Consider the following 13482-nt stretch of genomic DNA (forward strand, 5'->3'; position numbering starts at 1 on the left):
GGCAAATGTCGTTGTCCCTTTTGGATGAACTGTATATAATTTTCAAAAAATGGATAAAGCCACCTTTAGTTGGACTTTGACTTTTTGGCTTAATTTATGAGAAAATTATTTACGAAATATTCCAACTATATTTATGCAATGCTAGTGATTTAATACCTCTTTCATAAAGTTTCTTCTATTTTCAATACGTTGGTAAACGTCTGGATACTTTTCTTTTAATTCCATGCGCAATGCCTCGTCTGCAATAGCTAAGCCATCTTCACAATTCGGAGCAGCATATCGTCTTTCCGTAAATGGAATAATATCCATTTGCAATACCATGCCGCTTTTAATCGTAATATCGGAGTTTTCATAAATAGGCGAGGAAAGCCATTCTTCCGCCGTTGCGATAAGATGACCAGGGTTTAAGAACCAGCCATATTTCTCTTTTGGATAAGTATTTTCAACCATATCGTATATGTCTCCGCCAGCTACTCCAACGCCAATTTTTTCATACCAATTTACAACTGTAGCGAAGTATGGTTTAGCAATCTTTTCAAGATAGTCTCTTGACTCTTCAGGCAAATCCTCTTCCGAATAAGCTGCAAATCCTCTCCGGTTTGATTGGCCGCCGATAAGTCCCATACTTACCTGAAATCTGTCACCTAATTTCAGCACATTCGTAGTTGGACTTACCATATTCAAATCAATTCGGTCTCCAGCGAGTACTTTAGGAAAAAGATTCGTTGGCAATGAACCAGCAGTTCCAAACTGGGAAATTTCCACTTCCGTTAATCCAGTACGGGTGTTTAGCAACATTTGCTGTACAGCATCGGAAGCATAGGTTGCTCCAAATTCAAAATAGGCAATTTCGTTTGCACTATTGATTATTCTTACTCCGTATTCCGGATGAATAAATAAATCGGTTGCATTCACTGCATTTTCATCACCAACAATGTCCCGGACACTATCGGTTATAAAGGATGGCGTATCGAAAATATGTCTTGATTCTAAAAGCTTCCATCCTGCTATACCAACTGTTTGTGAGTTATTTATGCCAATTTCGGTCAAGATATCTTTAAGTTTTCTATTTCCGCCCATTGGCTGGTTTGGAAGCGAAAATGTATGATAGAGGATTCCTTCAGCAGGAATACGGCTATATTTATACATGGAATAACATTCATTGCCTAGAATTATATGAGCTTTTCCGGATTTATCTAAAACGAGAAGCGCTTCTTCAAAACGCGGGCCAAAACCAGTTAAATAGTCAAAGTTACCGTAGTGTTCACGGTCTGCATAAACGAGAAGATAATCTAACTTCACTGCTTCCATCGCTTTCAGAGTTTTATCAAGTCTTTGCTTATAAACTTCATCCTCTAGCTTTGGCTGTTCTTTCGGAAGTCCCCAAAAAGGTTCCTTAACCGTTGTATATGTAATATTTTTTGCATTGATCATGATAAATGTCCTCCCTGTTATTTTTTCCTTCACGTAAGGAACTGCATTTTCCTAAAAGATTTTAAAGCTGATGATTACATTTCAATGTCGATATATTTGTTTATTACTGAAGTGGAAACCCCTAATATGCCTGCGCTTTCTCCCAAATTTGACCCCTTTACGTTATAGGTATTTTTAAATGGGTCCCAAATTAGCTCGTCAACCTTTTTCGCAATAATATCAATAATTTTTGGCCTCTTATCAATCAATTTCCCGCTTAAAATTACAGTATCTGGATTATACATACATATGACGTTACAGACTGCGATTCCCATATACGTATATACTCTGTCTAAGAGCCTGGTGGCCCATTTTTCACCGGAATCAGCCGAAACAAATATTTCATTGACGTTTGAAATGTTTTTATAAATTTTAGCTTCTTGTAATAATGCCTCTTCCGTAATATAAGTCTGCAGGCAGCCAATTCTGCCGCATTCGCATAATCTTCCATGTGGGTCAACAGTTGTATGGCCGATTTCTCCAGCGCTGTTGGTTGCCCCTCGATATATTTCTTCTTCAACGATTAATGCGGAACCAACACCTGTCCCAAAATTGATTAAAGCAGTCCTTTTCGAGCCTTTAGTTGAACCATGTACATTTTCTGCAAGGGCTCTTGACTTGATTACATTATCAATCGTTGTTTTGAGTCGCAGTTTTTCTTCAAAATATTTAACAATATCTACATTTTCCCAACCGAGTTGCGGTGAAAAGATGACAGTTCCTTTCTGTGCATCGATAATCCCGGGAACTGCGATACCAATCCCGATTATTTTCGATTTATCAATATTATGCCCGCTAAGAAATTCTTCCACGGAGTTACAAATCAATTTCAAAACGCTTTCATAATGATTAGCACGAGGATCATAATTCACTTTTTGAGATAAATTAATATTTCCATTAAAATCTACTAAACCAATTTTCGTTGCATTTTGATCCAATTCTAAACTAATGACATAAACGGAAGCCGGGTTGATATCAAGCAATACAGCCTTCCTGCCTACACCGCTTGTCTTTTCTTCAGTTTCTTTTACAAATCCTAATTCAATAAACTCACTAACTATTCTTCCAATAGATGTCGAGCTCATATTGGAAACCCTTGCCAATTCTGCCCTTGAGATCGGCCCTTTTTCTCTAATTAAATGAAGGACCAATTCTTTATTTATCTTTTTCATCAACTCTTGATCATGTTTCGTGTTTCCGGTTGTCATATTTTCACCTCGCTTATCCAATTAATCCAGTGGTGTTATTAATTATGAAGAAAAACATTCAAATTAATTGTGGAAAAGTCGAAAATTATAATAAAAAACCCGTTTATCGACATTAATTTATCCACTGGTGTTATTAATTATGACGATATAGCAAAATGAATATCCTGTCAAATATTTACATAGATGTGGACACGAGCTGCCTGCGTGCCAATCAGCCAGTGAGTTTTGCTTAGAGCAAGAAAAAAAGAGGCAAAATCATCATGATTTCGCCTCTTTCATATATTACCTGTTTTTATATCGTTTTGTAATCTCTTTCCGGTTTTCCCACAATTCATCAATGTTCATCCCGTTCAATTCTTTATACGTGTCGATGATGTCGCCCTGAACACCGGATTTTGCATCATTTACTGCAGCAATAAATTCAGAGTATATATTGTGGGAAATTATTTCCTGATCCCTTAAATAACCGATTGCTTTAAATAAATTATTCGTTTCTCTCGTCAGTTTCTTTTGTTCGCTATTATGCCAGTCGGAAAGCTGTTTGCTGATTGTATTGAACAGCTCGGAAATATTTCGCTGGGCATCGTTATGCCAGTCGGCCCATAATTTTGCCATATCATTCGTTTGTTCAAATTCGGCGATAATATCTTTCTGACTGCCTGCATTGACATATCTGCCGTCCGATGCTTCCGCCATTTCCTTCAGCTGTTTCAGTCCTTCATTATCCACTTGATAGCCGATAATATTCACGACGGGACTAATATCTGAATCGGCTAGAGATTTTATCGCTTCCACTGGATCTTCATCGCATGTTTCTACCCCGTCACTGACGATATAAATCACATTGGAATTTTGTTCTCCATTTAAATCCTTAAAGTCTTCCTGGACCTTTTTAATGGCACTCGCCATTGGTGTCCATCCGGCTGGTTCAAATTCGTCTAACGCATCGGAAAATTTCCCTTCATCATAATTCGACAGCGGGTAAACTTCATCGATGGCCGAGCAGGATTTTTCCTTATCTTCATCACTGCCAGTTCCGACGTGGCCGTATACATAAAGTGCAACATTGGCCGAATCAGGCAAATTTTCGACAAATTCCTGGATCGCTTCTTTCGCCAAGTCCATTCTTGTCCGGTCATGTTCATAGTTTGCCATACTTCCGCTGGCATCTAGAAGGAGAGCAACATTATAATTTTCCTTTGGCTGCAGCTCATCCGAGTCACCAGTAGGATCAGCAAATGTCATCGATTCCCATTGGTCTATCGGTACATCCACCATGGTCATATTTTCTTTAAACAGTGATACTAAGAGCCGTTTGCCATATTCAATTTCTTCCTCTGAGCTTTCTTCTGTAAGGGTGGGGAATTTATCTAATTCTTCCTTCACACCTTCTAATTCAGAGAATTTTTTTCCGGAAAACTGTCCGGTAAGGGGATAATCAGCTGCTTCTTCCAGTGAAGATGGTATTGGCGGCAAATCATCTACGTTTACTTCCGGTTCTTGCGGCTGTTCTTCCTCTGCTTCAGCTTCTTCCTCTGTGTCATCTTCTTCCGTTATTTGTTCGGCTGGTTGTTCCTCCGTACTTTCGTCTTCTTTCTCTGAATCAGCTGCATCCTTATCCGAACCGCAGGCTGTCAGCAAAATGGTTGCAATTACACTTGCACAAAAAAGTTTGAATATCGTTTTCAACGTATTCTCCTCCAGTAATCCATCGTTTTCATGCAGGACATGAATATGTTAGTTTTTATGTTATGGGAAATTTTTTCCTGCGTAAATAGGCAAAAAATATTGTTATCGCCATTCGCTTGATAGATAGAAGGTCTTTATGACTAGTTTAAAAGTGACAGTTCGGGAAATTTGTTCAATTTGACCGATTGCAAAAGTTATTTTGAAACAAAAGCAAAAGACAGGACCAATACGATCCAGTCTCTCCATAAGTGATTAGGGAGTGCCGATATATACAAGCGGAAAGCCAAAAAATATTTACAGCGCACGATAAAAGCTGTGGAGTACTTATAAAAAGGTAAGATTCCCGAAGTTTTGCTACAAAACCGCCGATATTATTCAGATGGCCCGTATATTTCCCTACAAGCTAAGGCCCTCTGCTTCCATTGCCAAATAGGCTTCTTTTCCGAACGCTTCTGTTGCCTGGCGTTTCATTAATTCGAAATCACCGTCTGATGGAAGGTGGGTTAAAACTAGTTTGCCGACATTCGCTTTTTTGGCGATAAGGGCTGCTTCCTTCGCATCCATATGGCCCGTCCCGACGGTATGGGTGCTTCCTTCACAAATAGTAGCTTCACACAGAAAAAGGTCCGCATCTTTTGCGAAATCTGCCAGTGACTCCATGTAAGATGTATCTGCCGAATATAAACGAATGTTTTATTTTTATAAGTAAACTTCACTGCATAGCAAGGAATCGTATGGTTTACCGGGAAAAATTCGATATTTGCTCCTGCCATTGTAATTGAAATTTCCTGATCGATCGGAATGTTTTCCGATTGGGCGCTTTGAATTTGCTCCCACATATTTACCGGTTCTTTCGGGGAATATATTTTTATTTTCTCTTTTGCCCGGCCTGTCCGCAATGCGCCGTTCATCGCATACTGCAGAACGCCGATATCGCCCATTTACTGCAATTAACTTTTCTAATCCATGGCTTATTCATACGATTGAGCCAAATGCCGCGGCAGTAATTGGAACATTCGGGACGAAGGCAGAGGCGGTAGTTGATATGATCCGCGGAAGGTTTAATCCGGTCGGAAGACTCCCGATTACAATACCTGCAAGCCAGGAAGCAGTAAATAATGAAGCAGGCGACGTGCCGGGGTACGACGAAGACCCGTCGTATCCATATCAGGATAAGGCAGGAAACCGGTATCAATATAATTTTGGACTTTCCTATGAATAGAGCCGATTGAATTGAATACAGGCTTCCTTTGCAGCGTACAAAAGTCAATCAGTGGAATTAAGCGTAATAAAAGGAGCTTGGCATTTCAAGCTCCTCTGCAGAGAGCAGAATACTGTATCCAATCATAACTAATCTATTAAGAGAATCTAAGGGCTATGATGGATTAATAATAGCAGAGGACGATTTTCTCCCGGCATGTTTCTATGTATTCCGAACGGAAATCGTCCTCTACATATTGGGGAAATTTATTTTCTGAAGAAATCATGTGTGGTGTTCCGATAACTGTTGAAGTTTTTTCTCGTGTTTAGCAGCTTTGCTGAGGAGAAAATTGGTTGTTTCTTTCAAATCCGCAATTTCTTCTTGTTGTCCATCAATCTTTTTGTTTAAGCGATTAAAGCCTATTTCGATCTTGTCTTCCAGCTCATTTTTAATTTTATCCATTTTGGAATCCATTTGTTCGAATCTTTTATCAATCTGTTGAAATCTATTATCTACTTGTTGAAATCGTTTATCAATCTGCTGAAATCTAACATCAATTTGTTGAAACCTATTATCGATTTGCAGAAATCTTTTATCAATTTGCTCAAAGCGCTTATCCATACGCTCCCCGTACAACTGAAATGCCTTTAATATTTCTTGAAGCAGTGTTTGATTGTCCATGGTTTTCACCTCCTTTAATCCTAGTATATACAAATTCACACTGGCAGAAAAGCGTATTTCGACAAAAGTCATCGAAAATGCAATTTGTCATACTTTTTTATGGAAGATGAAAAACGATCAGGTTAAATTATGATGAAGAATCTTCATTTACACTAAAGAATGGTGCAGGCAATTTGTTTGAATGTAATCCGATTAATAATATAAAATTAATGTGAATATACATTTTAAGGGGTGCAAAGTATGGCGAAGGTATGCTTTTTGCTTGCAAATGGTTATGAAGACTCAGAGATGAAAAATCCGTATGAAGCTGTTAAAGAAGCGGGACATACGGCTGACATTGTCAGTCTCGAAAAAGGTGTGGAACTGAAAGGAAAGAAGGGAACGGTATCTTATACTTCCGATTTTTCTATCAGTGAAGTGAAAGCAGACGACTATGATGCCATCGTTATTCCTGGCGGCGGAGCACCGGAGGCACTTCGAATCAATGATGAAGTAGTTGAATTTGTAAAACAGGCAAATGAACAAGGCAAAGTTATTGCTGGTATTTGCCATGGACCACAAGTGATGATTAGTGCCGATATCCTGAAAGGGAAAAATGCTACTTCCTTTGTCGGAATCCGGGATGACCTGAAAAATGCCGGCTCCAACTATATGGATAAAGAAGTCGTTGTGGACGGAAATATTATTACGTCCCGAACTCCGAAAGACGAACCAGCGTTTATTAGAGAGATTTTAAATAAATTATAAGATTTGAATCATTAGAAAAAGCCGTAAGGAGGCAGAATATCTGCTATCGTACGGCTTTTATCTTTATTTCATTTGAATAAGATCTTCCTGCACTGCTTCGCCAATAAACGGGGTAGGTTCTCCAACACTATAAAGATGTAATTCATGCATTGCCCGCGTACAGGATGTATAAAAAACCCTTAGCAAGCTTTCATCTCCATACACTTTTTCCGATGCATCATAAATAATAACGGCATCAAACTCGATTCCTTTGGATAAATAAGATGGTACGACGACGATACCTTGTTCATATTCAATGGAGCTATTCTTTAAAAGTTTAATGCCATCGATACTAGAGAGGCCATCGTATGCTTTTTGGCTTTCTTTCGCTGATTTGCCTATGATGGCAATGCTTTGGTAACCTTCTTTTCTCCAAGCAGCAACTTTCTTTGCAATTTGCCGGTGGAGTTCATCATGATTTGATACCGTTGTCAGACCCGGTTTTTCTCCTTCGCGTTGGAAAGGAATAATTTTTTCACCTTCAGGAAGAAGACGGCGAGTAAATTCAATAATCGGTTTGGTGGACCGATAACTCCGTTCCATGTTAATCATATCCGTTTCCTTTGGACCGTACAGGTCTGAAAGGGTGCGAAAATCTGCCATTTCACTGGCATGGGGGAATATCGCTTGGTTAAAGTCGCCCAACACCGTCATTCTTGCGAAAGGAAACAAACGTTTCAAAAACTGATACTGAAACGGGGAGTAATCTTGTGCCTCATCGACTACGACATGCTTAATCGAACTGTTCGTCTGAAAGCCTAAAATAAGTTCCTTTAAGAGTAAAAATGGTGTAGCATCTTCGTAAAATAATTTATTATCATTAAGTTTTTCCATTGTCAGCCGGCAAATTTCTTCCCATTCATGAGGCAGCTTGTTTTTTAGCCACTGTTTGATGAGAGAAGAATCAGCAAAAAGCTGTTTATACAATCCTTTCATGTCGATAAAACGGAACTCGCGGATTTGTTTCCTTACAGGCTTTAGTCTCCGGCGGACGATTAATTTGGCAAGATCCTTTGGATCCATCTCATAATCGGCAATTTCTTCTCTTTGATAGCCGTGCTTTTTCGCTAAATAAGCGCGGGCTTTATAGTATTCTTCGTTGCTGATGAGTTCCATTTCTTCCTGTACCCACGGTTTAGACCATTCGTTCATTTCCATTTCTTTTACCTGCTCCAGGAGCCAGTTCTGAATTTTTTCCAGCCGGTTGTGGAACTTAAGGGACGTATCATTGCTATAAAATTTGTCCGTAATTTTTTCCGCTGTAACTATCGTTTTGCCCCGGAAACGAATATCTTTAAACAACATTCGCGCATCTTCCAGCGCCTTCCGGTATGATGTAATTGCCTCATAAAAATGGGTAGATGCTTTAAAACGGATACTGGCCATCCTTATTGCAAAAGAAGGGGTATTGCTTGCAGTTAATACGTATTCCAATTGATCATATGGATCTTCGATTTCAAAATCTTGACGCAGCCGATGGTCCAAATAATCTTGAAACGTAACTTGCTGCATATTTTCTTCACCCAGTTCCGGAAGTACGTTCGACACATAGCTGTTAAATATGGAGTTTGGCGAAAAAAGGATGATTTGACTGGCATTCAGCTGGTCCCGATATTTGTAGAGCAAATAAGCAATACGCTGCAGTGCGGCAGATGTTTTCCCGCTGCCCGTCGGACCGTGGACGACAAGGAGCCTTCCGCGGTCATGACGGATAATCCGATTTTGTTCCTTTTGGATTGTCGCTACGATATTGCGCATATGTTTATCCGTGCTTTTCCCTAAAACTTGCTGCAAGATTTCGTCGCCAATGGTAAGGCTCGTATCAAACATCGATTCAAGCTGACCGTCCCGGATTAAATATTGCCACTTCTTCTCCAGCATGCCTTTCACCGTTCCTTCGGGGGCAGTATACTCTGCCGGGCCTGGCTGGTAGTCGTAATATATGCTTGAAATAGGAGCTCTCCAATCGTAAATTAGAAAATCTTCCCCGCTGGAATCCATTAGTGAAGAAATGCCAATATAGATTTGTTCCGGAGCAGAAGTACCCTCTTCTACGAAATCAATACGGCCAAAGTAAGGAATATCTTTCATCCGTCGCAGCATGGATAATCTTTTGGCCGCATGTCTATGGGTGCTTTGGGTAACGGAAAGGGCTTGGGCCTCTTGCCTTAAGCCGATGATCGTCTCTAAATAATCATCAAACGTGTCAATATTCACCTTAATGTCATCCCAAAAGTGTTTGCGAATATGAATTACTTCGTCGCGCCGCTCTTTCGTTTCTTTTTCCAGTCTTTGAATTTGTTCCTCAATCGTTTCAATAACATGATCTACCCGCTTTTGCTCCTGTTGAAAATTGGAATTCACTGCAAACACTCCTTTAAAAAAAGTTTATTTTTGGGGTTGACAGCTATAAAAATACACTGTATAATTAAAATAGGGATATTATTGGTTGTTTTTAATTATACAGAAGCTATCTACATAACGATACCATAATTGCCTCCTCTTGGCAATGTTTTTTATGCTTTCATTTTGTTTTCAGATTGCGACAGCTGGAACCCCTTCTTGTATGAAGAAGGGGTCCTTTATTATTGCCGTGATAAACCTGAAATGTTTCAGTACTTATTTTTTACGTTAGAAAAGGAAGTGCGACAAATTTGAAGCTTAAGCTGCTGGAAAAGAAAAAATTTGCTTTTGAAGAATTGGAGAATAAGGTCGCCGAGCGAGGCGTGCTGTCCATTCAAGATTTGCTGGAGACGAAAGCAAATCCTTTATATACTTTGTTCATCAACCATACTCTCGTTATAAAAGACGTGGAAGATCTTACCTTTATAGCGTATGAAGATAAAAACTTTATTCATGGCATTGTCGATGTTTATGACCGGGTGCTCCGTGAAAAGATGTTTAATACTCCATCCCACGAAACGGGGCCAAAGAAAATAGAAAATGACCATATAGCCGATATTGTTATCCGTTCTAATTTGGTACTTAATGTGCTGGAACTTAATGTTTCCAACTATATTCAACACGCTCCAGGAGAATCAATTGCTTTGCAAAACAAATTTTTAATCGAGCTTTACACGGATTGGCATACTCAGCTGCATCATAAGGAAAATGAGTTCGTAAAATATTTTTTTGATTAAAGTGTACGCAAAAATCCTGATTCCGATTCATGTCGGAATCAGGATTTACTTTATTTATTTCAATAAATCTTTTTTGCGAAGTTGTAATTCGCCTTTTTTGTTCGTGTGCTTCACTGGACAGACAGCAAATTTATCGCACACTTTACAAAGTTCTTTGTCAAACTGTACTGTATATTTTTTCGTTTTCGCATTATATGTTGATTGAAGGGGTACGTTACCTTCTGTACATCCGGCAATGCTGCGGCCTTCTTCATCTAAAATAAACAATGAATAGTCAATTGGGTCATTCGAAACTTTAGCGGGTTTTTTTCGCTTTTTTGGTTCTCTCTGCTGCTTCACCGCTGCTTCTTCTGCCAGCCTCTTAAAGAGTTTTTCGATTTCCTTCCAAGTATCTCCCTGGACAGAAGTAATGCTTCCGGAATTCTGTGCTAAGTAATTTCGTTTAATGTTGTTTTTAAATGCTTGCTCTTCTTGTTTTGAAGGATTTCGGTTCCATGCTTTATTCATGCTGTCAAAAGTGTAACATTTCCGATTTAAAGCTTTTTTAAAGTATTGTTTTGCTTCAGCGGTTTTTCCCATTTCCTGCAGAATCATGCCTTTAATAAAATAAGCATTTCCGATTTTGCTGTTGATTTCAATCGCAGCATCCAAAGTTTCGATTGCTTCTTTCCGCTGATTAATAAATCGCTGGGAAGATGCTTTGTCCAAGTACACTTCATACCAGTCCGGCTTTAACCGGAGTGCTTCATCGAAGAAGCGGATGGAGTAATCGGTACCGGATGCGGCATAAGTGTAAACCATGCCTAAGTAGTAATAACCTTCCGGGTTTTCCGGATATTCCTCAATGAATTGATTTAACACTTGAATTGCTTTGCCATATTGCTGCAGCCGCAGAAGGGTTATTCCTTCCTTTAAGGATTTATTCTCTTTATCTACAGATAAATTTAGTTGCGGACTATTCGGCTGAACGACGATGCGCCCGTCAAATAATCGATTTAGGCTTTGAATTTGTTCCTCTTTCGCAAAGTCACGGGCAAGACGGCTTTTCTCTTTGTTTCCGGTTTGTTCCAGTCGGTGCGCTTCTTTTTCCCAATCTTCTTTCGTCGATTGCTTCGAAATATGTGACGCTTCTTGATTAAAACGGTCCATTTTGGCGCACGGTGCAAATAAAGCCGGCGGCAGTTGATTGCGATGAGGCTCCAAAATATAAAGATAATCTTTCGCCCTGCTTATGGCAACGTAAAAGAGATTCATATAGTACCGAAGCTGGTCGTTTCGCTTTTCCTCACCGGAAAATATACGTTGCCAAGCTTTTGCATGTTTTGAAACGATGTTATAGCAAAAAATCGTTTCGTATTCTAACCCTTTAATTTCGTAAACGGTAAAAATTCTCCCTAGCGCTTCCGGATGAATGTTTGCAAGCTTTTCCTTCTCCGCTTCATCGGGAACGATAATGGCTGCATAATGCTTGTCCTTAATCGTTTCTAATATTTGTACCAAATTTTGTTCAGATGGATTTAAAACAATCGGCTGTTCTCCGGACCGAATTGCTTTCGTTTCATAGTCGTAAGCAGTTTTTCCGATAAATTGCTGCCGCAGATGGGCGAGGGTGTTCATCATTTCTACTACTTCTTTAGGGTTCCGATAGTTTTTCGTCAGGATAACATCTTCCATATCGGTGTTATACGTATAAAATAAGTTTTTTACGCGGCCAAAATTGAAAAAGGTAGGATTGATAGTTTGATGAACATCACCGGCAAAGATAATGTTTGCTCTGTTTTTCACAAGTTTGCTGACCATATAGATTTGCGTTTCACTTAAATCCTGAACTTCATCAATGATGAGATAATCATATTTTTCGATTTGTCCGGCTTCTATTTTTCGGGCAATTTCCAGCGCTGCATCATTTTCATCGACTAATTCACTGTCAGAAAGTCATTGGTTATATTCCAAGGCCAGTTTATATAGTGCCTTCCGGTCTGCTGGGGAAAAGTGGGAATAGCCCCGGGGCAGGCTAAAATATTTGTCCAAGGGTAAGATTCGAATAGATTTTTCCGCTGACAAGGCGGGGACTTCCTGATATTCCAGCCCCAAATAACCTTTTATAATCCCTCTTATTTCCGTCCAGATGGCTAACTCATCAACGTGACGAAGGTTTTTATGCTTAAATCGAACTGTTTTAAACCATTCGAGAAAATCATAGTATGTCACAATTTGTCCGGACTGTATTTGGCAATGTTTGGCGTAAAAGTTTTTAATGGAAAAAAGTCGCAGTTATCACATTTATTATTGTATTTATGGATAATTCGTTTCGTATCGTCCACAAGTAAATCCGTATAGGCTATGTAGGCAGTCTTTATACCGCTTTTCTCTAAACCTAGCAGTTTATTTACAAGAATTGCCGTTTTTCCTGTTCCTCCAGCTCCAGAAACTATCATCGGCTTTCCGAAATGCTGCAATGCTTTATATTGATCATCGGATAAATAATATATGTAGTCTTCATTATTCTCGTCGGCAATGATGGACAAGCAATCATCATCAACGATGATTGCAGGGATATCAAATATATTCGTCTCGTGGAATCTTTCTGTAATCTCGTGATCGATTTGTTTATCCCTATTTTCTTCCAGATAGGATGATTGGTTCATAGCAAATTGATGTTCCATGTCGTTTGATATATTGGAATCGACTTCCAGATGCTTTCTTATTTGTTTAGAAATGTCCATATTCTTCGCATCTCTTATTTGCTGATCATGGGATACATATTTTAAAAATAAAATCTGGTGGCCGCTTTCCTCTGAATTGTCTATCTTTCTGTCCGGCAAGAAGGTGAAAAGGATACGGTCACTATTATTGAGGCGAAATTTAAAGATATTTCGTATTTTTAACTCTGCAAATCCAGAATCCGGCTGGAATTTCATAGAGCACACCCTGCACATCGAGCAATGTCTGCTCAAAGTTTGCTAGTTTGTCTAATATAGTCAGCCTGGAATGTCTCGGCAAACTCTTTAAAAATTGTTTCGCAATAATCATGATACGGTTGGATCCTTTCCTGTTAAATTGTTATGCGATTCCTTTATTATATAGCTATATCTGATAGTATACTATAATAAATAGCTTGAAATAAGATTAGGATAGGTCAAAAGCCAGAAATTGGATTGGAAAGGAATGTAAATTACGTTTATAATTATCTCAACTTTCGCACGCTTAAAATTGCTCTAAACCCTTGATATATTTGAATGCAGACTAAGTTGATCATGCCGCATTTGCCTTTATTTCATCGTTACTACGAAAAGCCTTCTTT

Annotated in this window: 11 protein-coding genes; 3 read left to right on the plus strand and 8 right to left on the minus strand. The window is 39.1% G+C overall.

Features of this window, described 5'->3' with window-relative positions:
• Window positions 1-141: 141 nt before the first annotated feature.
• The 4 genes from IEV18_RS14920 to IEV18_RS14935 all read right to left on the minus strand — a co-directional run bounded on the left by IEV18_RS14920 (window position 142) and on the right by IEV18_RS14935 (window position 5030).
• Window positions 142-1434, minus strand: a complete 1293-nt coding sequence (locus IEV18_RS14920) for an aminopeptidase P family N-terminal domain-containing protein (protein ID WP_188393189.1) — start codon at window positions 1432-1434, stop codon at window positions 142-144.
• Between the two features lie 74 nt (window positions 1435-1508).
• On the minus strand, window positions 1509-2681 hold the full coding sequence (locus tag IEV18_RS14925) for an ROK family transcriptional regulator (protein ID WP_188393190.1): 1173 nt from the start codon (window positions 2679-2681) through the stop codon (window positions 1509-1511).
• Between the two features lie 282 nt (window positions 2682-2963).
• Complete coding sequence (locus IEV18_RS14930) at window positions 2964-4370, minus strand: vWA domain-containing protein (protein ID WP_188393191.1); 1407 nt, start codon at window positions 4368-4370, stop codon at window positions 2964-2966.
• 396 nt (window positions 4371-4766) lie between these two features.
• Window positions 4767-5030, minus strand: coding sequence for an MBL fold metallo-hydrolase (locus IEV18_RS14935; protein WP_188393192.1), 264 nt, complete (start codon window positions 5028-5030; stop codon window positions 4767-4769).
• A 238-nt stretch (window positions 5031-5268) separates the two neighbouring features.
• On the opposite strand from IEV18_RS14935, the gene IEV18_RS14940 reads away from it, so the two are divergent.
• A complete protein-coding gene (locus tag IEV18_RS14940) occupies window positions 5269-5592 on the plus strand; it encodes a glycoside hydrolase family 3 C-terminal domain-containing protein (protein WP_188393193.1) in 324 nt (107 codons plus the stop codon).
• A 261-nt stretch (window positions 5593-5853) separates the two neighbouring features.
• Here IEV18_RS14940 and IEV18_RS14945 read toward each other — a convergent pair whose 3' ends face one another.
• The gene (locus IEV18_RS14945; RefSeq protein WP_188393194.1) at window positions 5854-6252 is read right to left on the minus strand and encodes a hypothetical protein; all 399 of its coding nucleotides are present in this window, start codon (window positions 6250-6252) and stop codon (window positions 5854-5856) included.
• A 240-nt stretch (window positions 6253-6492) separates the two neighbouring features.
• Between IEV18_RS14945 and IEV18_RS14950 the strand changes: the two genes are divergently transcribed.
• Complete coding sequence (locus tag IEV18_RS14950; RefSeq protein ID WP_188393195.1) at window positions 6493-6999, plus strand: type 1 glutamine amidotransferase domain-containing protein; 507 nt, start codon at window positions 6493-6495, stop codon at window positions 6997-6999.
• A 63-nt stretch (window positions 7000-7062) separates the two neighbouring features.
• On the opposite strand, the gene helD is transcribed toward IEV18_RS14950, so the two are convergent.
• Entirely contained in the window at window positions 7063-9402 is a 2340-nt protein-coding gene (gene helD, locus IEV18_RS14955; RefSeq protein ID WP_188393196.1) for an RNA polymerase recycling motor HelD, read from the minus strand.
• A gap of 290 nt (window positions 9403-9692) precedes the next feature.
• Here helD and IEV18_RS14960 point away from each other — a divergent pair, with 290 nt between their 5' ends.
• Window positions 9693-10178, plus strand: coding sequence for a hypothetical protein (locus IEV18_RS14960; RefSeq protein WP_188393197.1), 486 nt, complete (start codon window positions 9693-9695; stop codon window positions 10176-10178).
• Between the two features lie 54 nt (window positions 10179-10232).
• Here the strand turns inward: IEV18_RS14960 and IEV18_RS14965 are convergent, their stop codons facing one another.
• Together IEV18_RS14965 and IEV18_RS14970 are read right to left on the minus strand one after the other, a co-directional pair.
• A complete protein-coding gene (locus IEV18_RS14965) occupies window positions 10233-12074 on the minus strand; it encodes a tetratricopeptide repeat protein (RefSeq protein WP_308421577.1) in 1842 nt (613 codons plus the stop codon).
• A 311-nt stretch (window positions 12075-12385) separates the two neighbouring features.
• Complete coding sequence (locus IEV18_RS14970) at window positions 12386-13099, minus strand: P-loop NTPase family protein (RefSeq protein ID WP_188393199.1); 714 nt, start codon at window positions 13097-13099, stop codon at window positions 12386-12388.
• Window positions 13100-13482: the final 383 nt, after the last annotated feature.

Source organism: Compostibacillus humi (assembly GCF_014637175.1).
In the GTDB taxonomy this organism is placed as follows: Bacteria; Bacillota; Bacilli; order Bacillales; family Amphibacillaceae; genus Oceanobacillus; species Oceanobacillus humi.